The sequence below is a fragment of the Dyadobacter sp. CY343 genome (genome assembly GCF_021390335.1).
Classification (GTDB): Bacteria; Bacteroidota; Bacteroidia; order Cytophagales; family Spirosomataceae; genus Dyadobacter.
Genome location: NZ_JAJUXK010000003.1, coordinates 670,881 through 686,566 on the forward strand (window position 1 = coordinate 670,881; position 15,686 = coordinate 686,566).

Consider the following 15,686-nt stretch of genomic DNA (forward strand, 5'->3'; position numbering starts at 1 on the left):
CTTTAACTAAAACAATTGTATACTAAATTAAAGGATTAATACCAATCCGCAAAGTAAGAACCCTGCGGATTGGTATTCAGTTCGCTAGTAACCAGGGTTTTGCACCAAACTGGCCTGTCCGCCCTTTGTACTGTACACAATCGCCTGTTGCGGGATCGGGTAGTACTGGTGTTTTTCTTCAAATCGCGCCCCGCTCAGGTAGGTACGCTTGTTTTTTTCTTTGTCCAAATATGCATTTAAAACGGGTATCGCAATTCCCCAGCGAACCAGATCGAAAAAGCGGTGACCTTCCATTGCAAATTCAAGCCGCGTTTCAAATCGTACTGCCTCCCGCGCGCTCGTTACGTCCGCCCAGGGCGCAGTGTATAATCCAACCACATAATTGGCAGCTGGCTTTCCATCGTCGGTCAACACGAAACCATCTGGACGCGCGGCGCGGGCGCGGATCAGGTTCACGTATCTGCGCGCCTCTTCGAGATTACCCAGTTCCACTTCGCATTCGGCGAGCCAGAGTAGCACGTGGTCGTAGCGCATTAAACGATAATTATTGGTGGTTTGCCGCGGGTTACCCGTTTTGCCCGATTCTGCCTTGCTTACAATCTGCTTTTTGGAAGAATAAGGTCCTGCATAAGATTGATCCCGAATCCAGAAACGGCCAGGATGCACGCCCCAGTCGATATACGGAATACCCCTGCGGCCCACAGTCCAGTCCACGCGTGAATCGAGCGCGCCGGTGTAAGGTTCAAATGGCGCCGAGGAAAGCAGACCTTCATCATTTTTCACATCCGAATCATTGAACGTTTTTGGCATCGGCAAACCTTTCGCATCTGTCTTGAATGCATTCACCAGATTTTGGGAACCCTGGTAAAACCCGCAGCAACCGCCAGGCCCATTAGGGTACATATAAGTAAGCTCATCGCCCTGGTTACCGCCCGATCCGTCGGCCGCAGTAACGCTATACTGGATCTCAAAAACAGACTCCGCATTGTTACGGGTTTCAGCGGCAAAATTATCGTGAAAGTGCTCCATGAGTTTGTATTTTCCACTATTAACCACCTGGATCAGAGCTGCTTTGGCAGCTGTTAAATGCGCCACGTTAGGCTGACCTTTGGGAAAACCCTGATACATGTGACATTTCCCCAGGTACGCCAGCGCAGCCCACTTGGTCGGGCGACCCGGCTGTGCCTGGTTGACCGGCAGGTTCTCGGCGGCAAATTGAAAATCAGCTTCTATTTTCGGCCACGCATCTTCCGTATTCGGTATCTGCACGCTTTCCGGATTTTCAGTATCCCAGGTTGCATCGTCGATGAAAGAGATATTCCCCCACATTTTTTTAGCCTCAAAATGATAATGTGCACGCAGGAAACGCGCCTCCGCCTGGATTTGGAGCTTTCTCGCATCGTCGAGTCCGGTCACCTTGGGCAGCGATTTCAAAACGTCATTTGTACGCGCTACGCCATCGTAGAGTGTCCGCCACTTGCCGTAAATGTGGGTATTGGTTGAAAGCCAGACGTAGCGTTCGAGGAAAGTCTGCTCCGGCTGGTCGCCTGCGTCGGAACCTTTGTAGGCATCATCAGAAACCACACTCCCGAAAATCCAGTTGGAAACTGCTCCGTGCCAGGCAGTTACGCCGCTCGTTCCGATACCGTCGAGTAAACCGTAGGCGCCTACCAGAGCACCCTCAATGCCGGCGGTGGTTAATATAATTTCAGGGCTGTATTGTCCCTGAGGTCTTTTTTCCAGAAAACTGTCCCCGCAGGAAGAGGCCAGGATCACAATTGCAAGTATGATGATTTTTTTCATGATGGGTCGATTTTAAAAACCTAGACTAAGTCCGACAATGATTGCTTTCGGGGTTGGGTACACGCCTTCATCCACACCAATCTGGCGATCGGAACCGCTGTTAAAATTGCGCAGGTTGATTTCGGGATCGAGGCCTGAATATTTGGTAAAAGTGAACAGGTTTTGCCCCTGCACGTAAAACCGTAGCTGGTCAGCGCCAATTTTATTCAAAACAGATTTTGGCAAAGAATAGCCTAACTGGATGTTTTTGAAACGCAGGTAAGAACCGTCTTCAACAAAATACGTCGAAGGCTCGCCGCTTTGCGCATCGTTTGCATCGAGTATCGGCAACTTTGCATTGGGGTTATCCGGCCGCCAGGATTCGTAAAGCATTCTAGTGGAGCGGTTCCCCTGAAATACCTCAAAATCAGTCCAATACCGCACGTGGTTGAAGATATCATTCCCCTGCACGCCCTGCGCAAAAATGGTCAGATCGAAGTTTTTGTAGCCGACATTTGCATTAATCCCGTAAGTGAAATCCGGGTGCGGGCTGCCGATGTAAGTCTGGTCCTGCGCATTGATTACACCGTCACCATTTACGTCACGGTATTTGAATTTACCGACACCCTGTGTCCGCACGCCGTTGATATAAATATTGGAATCGTAGTAACCCGGAAACTTCGCGTGCGCCTGCACTTCCTCTTCATTCTGCATAATCCCGTCGATGATATATCCGTAAAAGGAAGAAATCGGCCGGCCGGCAATGGAGCGGGTTACCGGTGGCGTACGCAGTGAAAATCCAGGCAGGAAGTCATTAGGATTCTGCGGATCCAATGCGATGATCTTATTGCGGTAAGTCGAGAAATTGACACCGAGACTGTAAGTAAGTTCGCCGTTCATGACCGCATCATTGTAATTCAAACCCAGATCAAGTCCCTTGTTTTCCAGAGAAGCAATGTTTTGGGCGGGAATTGCTGCGTCGCCGAGACGCGGATCGTAAGCTTTGGTGTAAAGTAAATCTTTGGTCTGACGGTCGAAAATATCCAGGCTTAGATCAAATTTGCCTTTGAACAAATTGGCATCGAGACCAAAATTCCAGGTAGTGGTGGTTTCCCATTTTGCTTTTGGGTTACCAAACCTGCCCAGGTCAAAACCCTGCACGTAGCCGATCGGGTTGCCGCCAATTCCATAGCCGCTGCTGCCCGGGTTGCTCTGGTAAGTGGAATAGGCATTGAAATCGCCGATCTCCTGGTTACCCGTTTGTCCCCAGCCTGCCCGTAATTTAAGGTCGGTGATAAACTCAGCGCCTGCCATGAAACGCTCTTTTGAGATCCGCCAGCCTACACTCGCCGCCGGAAAGGTAGCGTAGCGGGAAGCCGCCTGGAAACGAGAGGAAGCGTCGCGGCGGAGTGTTGCCTGCAACAAATATTTGTCCTGAAATGCATAATCCAACCGACCGAAGTACGAAAACAAAGACCACATCGAAGACGCATAGCCGCTGTTGGTGGAAGTCGCCGGGTTACCTGCGTCGATGTATCTGAGATCAATATTATCAGCAAAATAACCCTGACGGTATGCATTCAAAAAGTTACCATAAGAATCGATCGACTCGATTCCGGCGAATACATTTAAATGGTGGTTTTCGCCAAAATGTTTGTCATAAGTCAAAGAGTTGGTCCACGTCCAGGAGTAGCTGTAACTGCGATTCTCACTCAAACTATTCACATTGGTACCATGCGCCAGCTCGATCTCAACCGGCGTGTAGTACTTTCCTGCATTGGCCGTCAAATCCACCCCGAAGCTGGTTTTAGCAGTCAGGTTTTTGATGATATCGACTTCCGCGTAAGCATTTCCAAATAACCTGAGATCCTGATAACCATTGTCTTTATTCCTGACCAGTTGGCCCACCGGGTTGTTTGCATTCCCTAAATTACTTCCCAGCGTACCTGCAAAATTTCCACCAATATCATAAACCGGAATAATTGGCTGGGCGCGGTACGTATTTGACACCTGACTGGTTTCTGCATTATTACCATAGTTACCCTGCCGCTTTCCATAAGCGACCTGCAAGTTTTCGCCAATACGCAGCCTTTTTTTAATGGTAAATTCAGTATTTGCACGAATAGAATAGCGCTTGTAACCATTGTGGATCAGGATACCGGTCTGGTCAAAGTAATTGGCCGAAAAAGAATAGCGGCTAACCTCTGATCCGCCGGAAACGCCAACTTGATAATTTTGAATGGGTCCAGCGTCGAAAACTTCTTCCATCCAGTCGGTACCCTGCTTGTTGGCCTTGGTGATGGAAAATTTGGTTTTGCCAAACTGCGGATCGTTGTATCGGTTAAAACTATAATTAGCCGGATTCACGCGCGGATCCCCCTCTGCCGCTGCGTCGGGAATGATATAGTCGGGAATCACCGGCTCGGCGCCTTTGCCAAACTGTGCGTGCTCGGGGTTACCGGTAGTCGGATTGACCACATTCGCATTCTTTTTGCTTTGCCAAAGATATTGACCGTACTCAGCTGTATTGAGCAGATCCATTTTGTTAGCAAGCTTTTGAACGCCATAATAAGCATCGAAAGTGAATTTAGGCGCGCCGGATTTTCCTCTTTTTGTTGTGATAATAACAACCCCGTTTGCGGCCCTGGAACCGTAGATGGACGCAGAGGAAGCATCTTTCAGGATTTGAATCGATTCAATATCGTTCTGATTGATGGTATTGAGATTACCTTTTGTGGGAACCCCATCGATCACATAAAGTGGATCGTTATTACCCAAAGTACCATAACCCCGCACCCGAACCGAAACGCCGCCACCGGGCGTATTGTCCACCCCGACCGTCACACCCGCCGCGCGTCCCTGCAACTGTTGCGCCAGGTTGGTAGCCGGCACTTCAAGCAGTTTCTGGGCGTCGATCACACTCACCGAGCCGGTAATATCCCGCCTCGATTGCGCAGTATAACCTGTCACGACCACTTCGCTCAGCGCCTTAATATCGGACGAAAGCGTCACATTAATTACCGATCGGTTTGACACTTGAAATTCCTGAGATATATAACCCACGAAACTGAAAACCAGGACAGCCTTTTCATCGGGTACTACAATGCTATAACTCCCGTCGCCAGCCGTAATGGCACCCTGTTGCGAGCCTTTGATCACGACGCTCACGCCGGGCAGCGGCTCGTTGTTATCGCCACCCAAAACCTTTCCTTTCACCGTAATATCAACCGGATGCAGGTAAGGTAAGGGGATCGGATTCAATGCATTAGGTGTAACAAATGCCTCATCGGGCTTTTTTACCAGTATAATATATTTCCCTGAAACAGAATAGCTGATTTCCAGCGGTACCAGCAGATCTTTCAATACCCGGCTAAGCTTTTGTTTCGAAGCATCGACAGAAACTTTCTGGTCGCGCACGAGCGACGGAATATAGGAAAATTTGACCTTCGTGGTTTTTTCGAGCGTGGCCAGGACCTGCTTCAAATCCTGCTGCTGCACCTGCAACGTAACCTCCCTGTTCAGCAACTCCTGCGCCATCCCGTCGTTTGCAATGGCCAGGTTTTGGAAAAACAGGGACACAAGAAATGGTATGCACGTAACTTTCATCACAGTTACCAGATATTTAAATGGTACAGATTTTTTTTTCATAAGGTTTAGATGGATTAGGTGAAAAAGGCTGTCGGCTTTTGGCTTTCGGCCATCGGCTTTCAGGGTGGATTTAATCTTAGTTTAAAGCGTTTAAATATCGTAGCCGAGAGCTGATCGCCGAAAGCTGACAGCCTCACCGACACCCCTCACTGGTCACGATCACCTGCCCGTCGCTTACCCGGTAAGCAGCGCCTATGGTTTGGGTGATGACGTCCAGTTTGACGAAAAAAGGCTCGTGGCTGAGTTCAACCCGGAGCGAGCAATTTTCCATGACGGAGGCGTCGTATACAATCGGGATTCCGTAAACTTTTTCAAGGGCCGAGAAAATTTTGCTGACCGGCTGGTTTTCGAACACAAATCCTTCTTCGGGGTCCGTTTTGATCAATTCGAGCGGCATATTGGTGATTGATTTCGAGATCACATGGTCTTTCACCGAGAATATCGCCTGCTGATTTGGGGTAAGTAAAAGTTCGGCATTGTGGTCGCCGGGGTGGTCTATGTCTTTGATTGGCAACACCGAAACCCGCCCGCTTCGCACCAATACTTCTACGTTTGTGCTGGTTGTTCTGACCCGAAAACTTGTTCCCAAAACTCGGGTAGCAAGTCCGTTTGCATAAACAAAAAATGGATTTTGCGCATCTTTGACAACATCGAAAAACGCTTCCCCTGACAAATACACTTCCCGTTTTTTATCCCGTACAAATGCCGCTGAATAACTAATCCGGCCTTTGGGATGCAGCTTCACCCTACTTCCTTCCGGCAATGTGAGCAGCATTACTTTATTTCCTCCATTGATCACTTCCTTCAATGGGAGCGAAGTTTTGGCAACGTAACCTGAATAAGAATTTAAGGAACCTGTTTCAGCGCGGTCTGTCAATGCGTACCAACCTATTCCGAAGCCGACCACGAGCATTGCCGCGGCCGCTGAAACCCATGATTTCCACATTTGGACGGGTTGCTGTTCAGCTTCTTTGCTCGTTGTTTTTGCTAAAATGCGCTGCACCTGCTCTTCCAATTCCAAGTCACTTACTCCCGCTGAATGCGCCGTCCAGGTGCGTATCAAATCCCCGGCTTGTTGTATAACAACCTTCTTATCAGGATATTCCCTCACAATTCCTTCCCACAATTCACTAGTGGATTCGTCCCGCCGGGTAATCCAGAGCCGGAAACTGTCATCCAGTAAAAAGTCTTCCAGATTATAATCCTTATAATTTTTCATAATAAAACACCAAAGAGTCGCGATTCACAGAGGGATAATCAGCGGACAGGCAAAACATCATGGAAAAATTGAAAAAATATTTTTCCTAAGGGTCTAGCTGACAGACAATAAGTGCTAAATCAGTATGTTAGCACGAAAAATAAAGTGGAAATAGTGGCTTGCCACTTGTCGCGGAAGAGTTTCAGTGCTTGTGATAGCAGGTTGGAAACAGCGGGTCGGGAAATTGCGAGCACGTCGGAAATTTGCTCGTTGGAGAGGTTTTCGAAGAATTTTAAATGGATGATTTCGCGCTGGCGAGGCGTAAGTGTGCAAAGCACAGAGCTGATCCGACGTGTTTGTTGCGCTGAAATCTCAGAGGTAATGATCTGCGATTCGGCATTATCATCTGGCTCCATTTGTTCCTGCCAGCCTTCAAAATTGGTCAGGTGATTGGCGCGCTCCTTTTCTTTCAGCAGCCTGTTTCTCAGACTTTTGAGTAAATAAGGCCGGATCTGATCGGTATCTGCAAGAAAACTTCTCCGGTCCCAAAGTGAAGTAAAGAGATCGTAAATGCAATCGTTGAGCGTGTCGCGGTCGTGGATAAAGCGGGTACCGTATTCAAACAAGGCACGGAATTCGTCCCTGATAATCGACTCAAACGCAGCCGCATCGCCACCTTTGAATCTTTTCCAGCGTATCAAATCCTCTTGCATTGCTTCGGAACTGGGCAAGTGATTAATAAAGAGTTTAGTATTTCTTTATTAAGTCAAAAATAACCCTGAATTACTGCAAAAAATCTTCCACCAATTTTACATTTGATATGAGCTATTTAGGGCTTGGGATAATTTTTAGAAGCGTCATCAATTACCAAAACCCAGTCTTTCCCATAGCCCGAATCTGGCGGAGTGAATTTGTTAAGCACCTTATTATCAAACTGTCCCGCGCCTTTTGTCTTACCGTTTTTGGGGTCAAACCAGAATGCATTTAACTGATTTCCGGAGATTTTACCAGGGTTTACAGAAAATGGTTTTCCGGTTGAAGTGTAAATGAAAATGTAATCCTTACCTCTGGTAGCCTGAATGCGCTCGTGGGAAGCCAGGTCGTTTTCCACTATAATCGTTTGATCTGGTACCCGATCGAGGATTGGCCGCGATTCCATGAGTTTGCGCACAAATTTCATTTCCAATCCGCCGGGCAGGTCCAGTGCCTGCTGCCAGAAAACGTGCGGCCCGTTCACCGCCTCGCGGTTCGGCGCATACATTTGCCAGATATCGTGACAGCCGTAAGTATGCCCGAAAGCGCCCGCAAAAAGGTCGAGATAGGCGGCTTTGCGGACGTCGTATGCATTGGAAGTACCCAGTTCTTTGGCATTAAAACAAACCGGGTGGTCCTCATAAATCGGCTCGCCGTCGATTACCGGCTTGATCGGCTGCCGGTCGTAGGCACCTTTGATATTATCATAAACCGCCGCGTCCCGGCAATGCCCGTTCTGGAACATATTGAAATCGAACCAGTTGTCGTTGTGAAACCATTCACTTGCACCTTCTTTGTTCGGCTGTGGGTGGTAGGTCATCATTACCTTATCGGCCCCGCCGACACCTGCGGTAATGCCCGCAGCCATGGCGCGCCATATTTCCACGTCTCGTGTACCAGCGCGCGGGTTACGGTCGCCGCCCATTACCCAGATGATGTTTTTGCGGTTTTTGTAGCGGTTACCCAGCCATTTTCCGTAAGCTTCTGCATTGGCCTCGTTGAAAACTTCCGGCCCTTTTCCCCAGGTCGACTTAAAAACCTTATCGCCCCAGGTCGGCAGGAAACCTATATTTAGCCCAACTTCCGCCGCTTTGTCGATGATGAAATCGACATGCTTAAAATAGGCTTCGTTCGGAGTGGTCGGGTCGTTTTTCAGAAGTGGCTTGTCTCCGTAGGGATTGGGCACTTCCAGCCCGTCGAACTCGGCAAGTGCCACGGCCTGGATTACCGTAAAACCCTGGGCGGCGCGCTTTTTCAGATAATACTCCGCATCCTCGCGATCAAGCCGGTGAAATAGCTCCCACGCTGTATCGCCCAGCCAGAAAAACGGCTTGCCTTCCTTTAATATATAGCGCTTATTGGGGCTGACAGTGAATGTTTGCGCGAATGCATTTACACAAAAAAGAACCAAAAGCAGCGTACTGCAGAACCTGGATAGCCTCATGGTGACAGTGAAAATTTGACGGATATAAGAAAGTAAGTACCCAGCAAGCGAGGTATACTATATCTGCTGATCCCGGCGCTTAAACAGACCAGGGAATATCCTGGATATTATGCCAGCCGTAACCGTTTGCATGAGCACCCACTAGGATCGGGAATGTGACCGCAGCAAGCCAGGAGCACCAAAAAAAACGTTTCCAGCCAGCCGTAATTTCGAAATCAGATTTTGGCGTACGGCCCGTTTCCTTGGAAACTTCATATACATTGAAGAGGAAATAATACAGAAAAAATGCAGGAACAAACATAGTTAAAATGACGAGAAAGCTGCTTCCGCCTTTAACCAGTTCTACCTTATCGAGCAGAATCGAAATGAATATCATGAATCCGAAACAAAAAAACCAAATTCCGGCGGTAAGCTGTTGTAATGCCCTCACCCACGCAGAATCGGGCGGCATACCTTTGGTTTTTTGATGCAAATAGAAGCAGGTATAGTAATATCTGTAAACAAATTCCATCATTGTCAGGCACTTTTAGCATGCTTTCGAATTGGTCTTTCAATTGATAAAAGACTTCGATTGTCGTTTTTTCACTATGTTTAAACAAAATAGAACTATTAAGTAGGTTTGTTAAAATAATATATATGAAAATTACTTTTTTACTGGCTGTTTCTTTGTTCGCAGCGACATTTCAGCCACTTTCTTCGAAGTTGGACGAAAAAAATTTTGAGAAAAATGAGACAGAACTTCCTGGAAAAAACAAGGCACTTCCACGCATTGCGATTGCGGGACTTGGCATTGAATCCAGCACATTTTCGCCTGCGTCGACAACCGAAGAAGCATTTCACGCGAGATACGGAGATCAGGTTTATGCCGCCTACCCTTTTATGTCAGCAGATTCTGGTATTCGTGCGAAAGCGACCTGGCTGCCTGCGCTGGTTGGGAAATCGCTGCCCGGAGGCGCAGTGACCCGCGAAGCTTACGAATCGTTGGTGAAACAGACGCTGGAATTGTTGAAGAAAAACGGTCCGTACGATGGGATGTTCTTCGATATTCACGGCGCGATGAGCGTAGTCGGGCTGGACGATCCGGAGGGTGATTTCATCGTGCGGATCCGGGAAGTAGTGGGCAAAAAAACCGTGATCTCAACTTCAATGGACTTGCATGGAAACGTATCCTGGCGGCTGGCGCAAAACACCGACCTGATTACCTGCTACCGAATGGCGCCGCACGAAGATGCGATGCAAACCAAGAAAAGAGCAGTTACAAATCTGCTTTCCAGGCTCGAAAGCGGAAAAGGAAAACCTGCATATAAAGCCTGGATACCAATTCCTGTCCTGCTTCCTGGCGAAAAAACGAGTACCAGAATAGAACCCGGCAAACGCATTTATGCAGCTGTAACGCCGGCTTCTTTGCAAAAAGGTGTGATTGACGCGGCAATGTGGGTTGGTTATGCCTGGGCCGATGAACCGCGAAATCACGCAGTTGTAATGGTAACCGGCGACGATAAAAATGCAGTGACCTCAACCGCCGAAAAACTGGCGAAAAGCTTTTGGGACGTCAGGCGGGAATTTGAATTTGTAGCACCGACCGGCACATTGAAAGAGGCGCTCGATAAAGCTGTTACCAGCGACAAAACGCCATTTTTTATAAGCGACTCAGGCGATAACCCGACTGCCGGAGGCGCGGGTGATGTGACCTGGACCATTACGGAGATATTGAAACGGCCAGAATTTCAGGGAGAAAACGGCAAGTCACTAATTTATGCTTCCATTCCCGGCCCGGAACTGGTTGCAAAGGCGGTGGAAGTGGGTGTTGGTGGAAAAATTGATGCATTAGCAGGTGCCAAAGTAGATTCCCGTTTCGCCCCGCCGATCAGGTTAGTGGGTACTGTAACGGCGATCGAGCATGGTGACAGGAATGCAGAAACGGAGGTAGTAGTGAAAGTGGGTAATGTAAGTGTAATTGTGACCAAAAAACGCAAGCCTTATCACAAGGAAGCGGATTTCACCAGGCTCGGCCTTACTCCCCGTAAGTCGGATGTAGTAGTTGTCAAAATCGGTTATCTCGAACCTGAATTGTACAGTATGCGCGCTGACTGGATATTGTCATTAACCCCCGGCGGAGTAGATCAGAATCTGGAAGGTTTGGATTACAAGAGAGTAAAAAGACCGATTTTTCCATTGGATAAAGACATGAAAGAACCTGACTTGAAAGCCAGGCTCGTCCCGTCTTCGGATACTATTTGAGTCAATTATTGAACCGGAGAATCAGGCGGCGGAATGGTCGCCTGTTTCTCTTCAGTTACAGAAATTACCTCCTTGTGGTCGCGCAGTTTGCCTAAAACTTCTTCATCTGCATGGCCGGTTATCACACCAAATTCAAACAGATTGGTAATGGTAAGCCCCTCTTCACACAGCTCGTCGGCAACAGTCCGTAGGTTGCTCAGGTAGGTTTCTGAAATGGTTATGACAATGCTTTTCATACGATCTGGTCGACAGGTGCCTGTGATAAGCCCACTCCTACATCCATGTTTGAAACAGCCAGCCTTTTGGCCAGCTTACGTAACTCGCTCATAACCTGGTGCGGAGTCCAGTTGGGATATTTCTCCCAAAGCAATGCAGTAAGCCCCGCAACGTGCGGCGTCGCCATACTTGTGCCTGAAATAGTCCGGTAGCGCATTGGCATCGGCCAGCTGGAATAGATCTCGACGCCCGGCCCGGCAATATCCACTTCGCCGCTCGGATTAATACCCCGGTTAGAAAAATCGGCTACATTCAAGTTAGAATCCACTGCCGCCACTGCCAGAATGGACGGACAATCGGCTGGACTACCGACCGGGCTGAATTGGTTCATAGACCGCCTGCTCTCGTTCCCTGCCGCCGCAACCACAACAGCGCCTTTTGAATTGGCATATTGCGCCGCTCTCTCGTAGGCCACATCGTAACTTTGACCAGGGAAAACCCGCGAGCCCAATGACATCGATATTACCTGACAACCGTTGTCAGCGGCCCAGGTAATTCCGTTCAAAATCCACGCCTGCGCGCCGCTGCCTTCATTACTCAGTACTTTTCCTGCGTAGATGGAAGCATTTGTGGCCACCCCGTACCGCATTCCATTTACATCTATATTGCCAGCCGCACTGCCAATGCAGTGCGTCCCGTGACCGTGCATATCCTCCGCAGTTTCATCAGGAACGAAAGAGTTGGTAACCACATTTCTAGACAAGAAATCCGGGTGGGTAGCGTCGAAACCGGTATCTAAAACGGCGATTTTCACTCCATTTCCGGTATATCGGGAAACCATCGCCTGCGTCACGTCGATTCCCCAGGTGGAAGGGATATTCATAACAGCCGGCATTTCATCTGGCACATATACGATTTTTTCGGGTTCAATAATATAGCCCGGCCCGGCCGTTTCGAGGATCTTGATCTGCTCCTCATTACCGCCTACGAGCGCAATTCCCAGGTCTTCGTAAATCAATGCATCGGCGTCGCCGATCTGCGTTTCGTCAATAGGTGCACTCGAAAATTCACGGGTATTCGCGACTGACAAGCCGCATTCGGATTTGAAAAAGCTCATGGCGCGGGGTGATCCCGAAACGCCCTCTCGAAAAATCACGAAATACCGGCCGGTGTAAAGCGGCTTTTCGTCCTTATTCTTGTCGTAAACGTCTTTTACAAACTTTTCAAAAGACAAAATGCGCTCGGTATTGTCGGTAAGGAACGTTTGTTTACCTAAAATCGGCTTCTTCATGCTTATATCGTTAAGGTTTCCACAATCAATTGGTACGCGGACTGGTTTATAAAAACCATTGAGTAACAATCCTATACCAACGCTGCTCAAATTCCGCGAGCAAATACCACTGTTAACTGTCAGCCACGGTTTTCACTGATTCTGTTGGTTATCCAAAGCAGGAACAATGCATTGAATATCAGCGTAAACGGAATTACAGAAAGGTTTTTGAAGAAAAGAATGATTACCCATTCTGATGATTGTGCTGAGATAATTTCATTGCTTTTTAATTTAGCAAACAAGCAGGTTTGGTAAGCTGCGTAGTCGATCAGCAAATTGGTGACCCAGGCAATGAGCAGGTAAATGATCATATTAGTCAGCAACTGTGCCCAATCGCGCCTCATTTTCTCCCTCGCAATTACCCAGTTTTGCTTCCACGCCCGCCTGCTGGATGCGATCTGTATTGCTCTCAATGCCCCTATTTTAACGTTTGTGAGACCTAATGCATATATGAAGATCAATATGCGGGCAGACTGAATACCAATTTCAAGGACCAAATGCAGCGATTGCGAAATGGGTCCGAACGCTTTTAATTGCGCAGAGCGGCCCAAAGCGGCGGCCATTCCCAGCGCAAGTATGATCAAATAATGATTTTTAAAAAACAGTACCGACTTTACGATCCATGAAAAATTATTGTGATTGTACAAAGATGTTTTCATAGCGGCTTTTCGGATTAAGTTGGCGTTTTAAATACATATCAACTTAAACTTTGAAATTCCCTGACGCAACAACTTTGTGATGAGAGGATCCTTAGCGGCTAGATTTCATTGCTTTAACTTTTTTCAGTGTGCTATCGTTCAACATCTCTTCGTACTCCGGCGACTCCCTAGCAATGACCGCGATTTTACCTTTTTCATCATTGTGTATTCCCCAGCCATAACGCTTGGTCAGCGGTGAGGCGCGCATGCAGGCTTGACCTTTGGAAAAATACTGGCTACGGGCACCTTCCAATTCAGCTTCTGTCAAGTCATTTTTTTCCGCATATACCTGAAAAAGCACATCGTCGGAAGTGAACTTGTAAGGATTTTTGCTGATCAGATCAAACTCAATATTCGCCACGGTTCTCTTATCACCTTTCACGGGCGGTTTCTCAGCGGCAGGCACCGGACAATCATCGGCTACTTCAATGAATGTGTTTTCGTAGTTTGTCGTATGCTCTTTCATTGTGTTAAAGGTTTTTTTCAAATCTAAAAGGTGCGGGTGACAACGGTGTGTCAGGAGCATTACAATTTCCCTGATTTCTTCAACACCAAACCTTACTCTTTCCGAAAATCGAAAACGCCTCCGCCCTGCCGCAAAATCATTTTCTTTTCGGTTGGATTAAACTCCATTACCAGCCCGGCTGCGTCAAATTTGAACTTGTGTTTGTCGGTAGCTTCCAGTGTGAATGAAGGCTGGCTGGTCGCTTGCGCAGTGAGTGAGGTGCCTGATTTAGTGATGGTAATCTTAATTGGGATCTGATTACTGGCATAAGTGCCAACATATTGATCCAAATCGGCTGGTGCAGGGTTATAAACTTTGAAATCGGGTATCTCAACGGGCTTGCCGAAAATTGCATTCAATACATTGATCGTGATGCTGTTCAGTATGATCGCGCTACCGTTTGTAACTAATGCAAAAGCAATTTTCTGTTCAGGGAAATAGCCGAAAACAGACTGAAAACCGTCAATACCACCCGTGTGGCCGAAGCTCATTTTGTCGTAGAAAGGGATCAGAAAAAGCCCCATTCCGAAATTTTCTTTCAACGTTTTCATTTGCGTCAAACTCTTTTCGGAAACCAATTTCCCGCCGAAAAGTGCGTCCGCAAATTTCGTCAGATCTTCCGGCGTAGAAATTACCGCCCCCGCACCCATTGGAATCGACATATCGGTCTCCGACTGCTTTACCCATTTGTCCTGGTATTTATACGAGTAGCTCTGATTCTCCGCCAATGCGATTTTCCCGCCCATAGCCGTGTTTTTCAGACCAACCGGCTTGATAATGTGTTCATTGAGCAGCGTTCCCAGCGGTTTTTTATACAACTTTTCGAGAATAAACGACAGTAATACGTAGTTCGAATTGCTGTAAGCTGCTTTGCTATCCGGTTCAAAGTCACTCCCTGCTTTCGCGATCAGGTCTATCATTTCCTGTTCGCTCTTTTTGATCGTATTCCATTTCTCGTAGTCGGGCGCATTGGTAAAATTGTGGATACCGCTCCGGTGGTTCAGAAGTTGCGCTACTGTGATCTTTCCCGCATTTTTGATCGTCGGAAAATACTTTTCTATCGTTTGCGTCAATGTAATTTTATTCTCCTCAATCGCCTTGAAAACGAGTACCGCAGTGAAGGTTTTTGAGATTGAACCTATACGGTATTTCGTATTTGAATTCGCCTTTTTCTGCGTTTCCACGTCGGCATAACCCACTGTTTTACTGTAAATAAGTTGGCCGTTTTGAGAGATCGCGGCACTGCCCATAAACCTATTATTCGTTTCGAGGGCCTGGAAATAAGCGTCGAGCTTTTCCTTGTCCAGGTTTTGCGAATGGACGGTATTGAATGCTAATACTGTGATTATCAGGGAGTAGATCTTTGCGATCATATTTTTATTGTATTTAAATTCGGAAAACTGTCCGGTCAGTTGTCGGCGGTGGCCAGTAGTTCAGTCAGGATCGCTTTCAGGTATTGTTCTTTTTGTTTCACATCTTCGACGCTATTAAATATCGCCATTTTCCGCCCATCCTTGAAATCACCTTCCAGCAGTCCGCCGGCATTGGTCACGCTGGTTCCCCGCAAAAAGATCAGCCGCACCGAATCCTGCTTGAACAAGTTGAAATTGACCAGGTAACGCTTATATTCTTTCGGATTAAAAGGCTGCATGGGACCGGTATAATAAAAGGTCGGGGTATTCCAGTAAATGCCTTCCCCTATTGCGTCACTCGTTGCCAGGATTACTTCCCGCAAATACTGAACCGTTGACGCAAGCGGATGTTGCAGGTTTTGCAGGAACCCCGCTACTTTTTCGGGCTCGGACACGCCGGCTGTCAGACCATTTTCTTTTTTCATTGAGTCAATTTTTTAACTGCATAAACAGCTGCCC

At 47.6% G+C, this 15,686-nt stretch carries 13 protein-coding genes; 1 reads left to right on the top strand and 12 read right to left on the bottom strand.

The features are described from left to right. Positions 1–84 precede the first annotated feature (84 nt). The 6 genes from LZG94_RS11105 to LZG94_RS11130 all read right to left on the bottom strand — a co-directional run bounded on the left by LZG94_RS11105 (position 85) and on the right by LZG94_RS11130 (position 9,339). Entirely contained in the window at positions 85–1,803 is a 1,719-nt protein-coding gene (locus LZG94_RS11105; protein ID WP_233791949.1) for a RagB/SusD family nutrient uptake outer membrane protein, read from the bottom strand. A gap of 12 nt (positions 1,804–1,815) precedes the next feature. Continuing rightward, a complete protein-coding gene (locus LZG94_RS11110) occupies positions 1,816–5,430 on the bottom strand; it encodes a TonB-dependent receptor (protein WP_233791950.1) in 3,615 nt (1,204 codons plus the stop codon). 133 nt (positions 5,431–5,563) lie between these two features. Next, positions 5,564–6,649, bottom strand: a complete 1,086-nt coding sequence (locus LZG94_RS11115) for a FecR family protein (protein WP_233791951.1) — start codon at positions 6,647–6,649, stop codon at positions 5,564–5,566. A gap of 119 nt (positions 6,650–6,768) precedes the next feature. Next, the gene (locus LZG94_RS11120; RefSeq protein ID WP_233791952.1) at positions 6,769–7,359 is read right to left on the bottom strand and encodes an RNA polymerase sigma factor; all 591 of its coding nucleotides are present in this window, start codon (positions 7,357–7,359) and stop codon (positions 6,769–6,771) included. 98 nt (positions 7,360–7,457) lie between these two features. Then, on the bottom strand, positions 7,458–8,825 hold the full coding sequence (locus LZG94_RS11125) for a glycoside hydrolase family 140 protein (protein ID WP_233791953.1): 1,368 nt from the start codon (positions 8,823–8,825) through the stop codon (positions 7,458–7,460). Between the two features lie 79 nt (positions 8,826–8,904). Next, positions 8,905–9,339, bottom strand: coding sequence for a hypothetical protein (locus LZG94_RS11130; protein ID WP_233791954.1), 435 nt, complete (start codon positions 9,337–9,339; stop codon positions 8,905–8,907). A gap of 122 nt (positions 9,340–9,461) precedes the next feature. Between LZG94_RS11130 and LZG94_RS11135 the strand changes: the two genes are divergently transcribed. Next, positions 9,462–11,066 (top strand): M81 family metallopeptidase, encoded by a 1,605-nt coding sequence (locus LZG94_RS11135; protein ID WP_233791955.1) that lies wholly within the window; start codon positions 9,462–9,464, stop codon positions 11,064–11,066. A 5-nt stretch (positions 11,067–11,071) separates the two neighbouring features. Here LZG94_RS11135 and LZG94_RS11140 read toward each other — a convergent pair whose 3' ends face one another. The 6 genes from LZG94_RS11140 to LZG94_RS11165 all read right to left on the bottom strand — a co-directional run bounded on the left by LZG94_RS11140 (position 11,072) and on the right by LZG94_RS11165 (position 15,652). Beyond that, entirely contained in the window at positions 11,072–11,302 is a 231-nt protein-coding gene (locus LZG94_RS11140; RefSeq protein WP_233791956.1) for a hypothetical protein, read from the bottom strand. Further along, positions 11,299–12,573, bottom strand: coding sequence for a S8 family serine peptidase (locus tag LZG94_RS11145; protein ID WP_233791957.1), 1,275 nt, complete (start codon positions 12,571–12,573; stop codon positions 11,299–11,301). The genes LZG94_RS11140 and LZG94_RS11145 overlap by 4 nt, the downstream gene beginning before the upstream one ends. A gap of 119 nt (positions 12,574–12,692) precedes the next feature. Further along, the gene (locus LZG94_RS11150; protein ID WP_233791958.1) at positions 12,693–13,271 is read right to left on the bottom strand and encodes a hypothetical protein; all 579 of its coding nucleotides are present in this window, start codon (positions 13,269–13,271) and stop codon (positions 12,693–12,695) included. A gap of 91 nt (positions 13,272–13,362) precedes the next feature. Next, the gene (locus LZG94_RS11155; RefSeq protein WP_233791959.1) at positions 13,363–13,776 is read right to left on the bottom strand and encodes a DUF6157 family protein; all 414 of its coding nucleotides are present in this window, start codon (positions 13,774–13,776) and stop codon (positions 13,363–13,365) included. A 92-nt stretch (positions 13,777–13,868) separates the two neighbouring features. Beyond that, positions 13,869–15,188: a serine hydrolase gene (locus LZG94_RS11160; protein ID WP_233791960.1), complete on the bottom strand. Its 1,320-nt coding sequence runs from the start codon at positions 15,186–15,188 to the stop codon at positions 13,869–13,871. Positions 15,189–15,223: 35 nt separating this feature from the next. Beyond that, the gene (locus tag LZG94_RS11165; protein ID WP_233791961.1) at positions 15,224–15,652 is read right to left on the bottom strand and encodes a DUF1801 domain-containing protein; all 429 of its coding nucleotides are present in this window, start codon (positions 15,650–15,652) and stop codon (positions 15,224–15,226) included. Between the last annotated feature and the right edge of the window lie 34 nt (positions 15,653–15,686).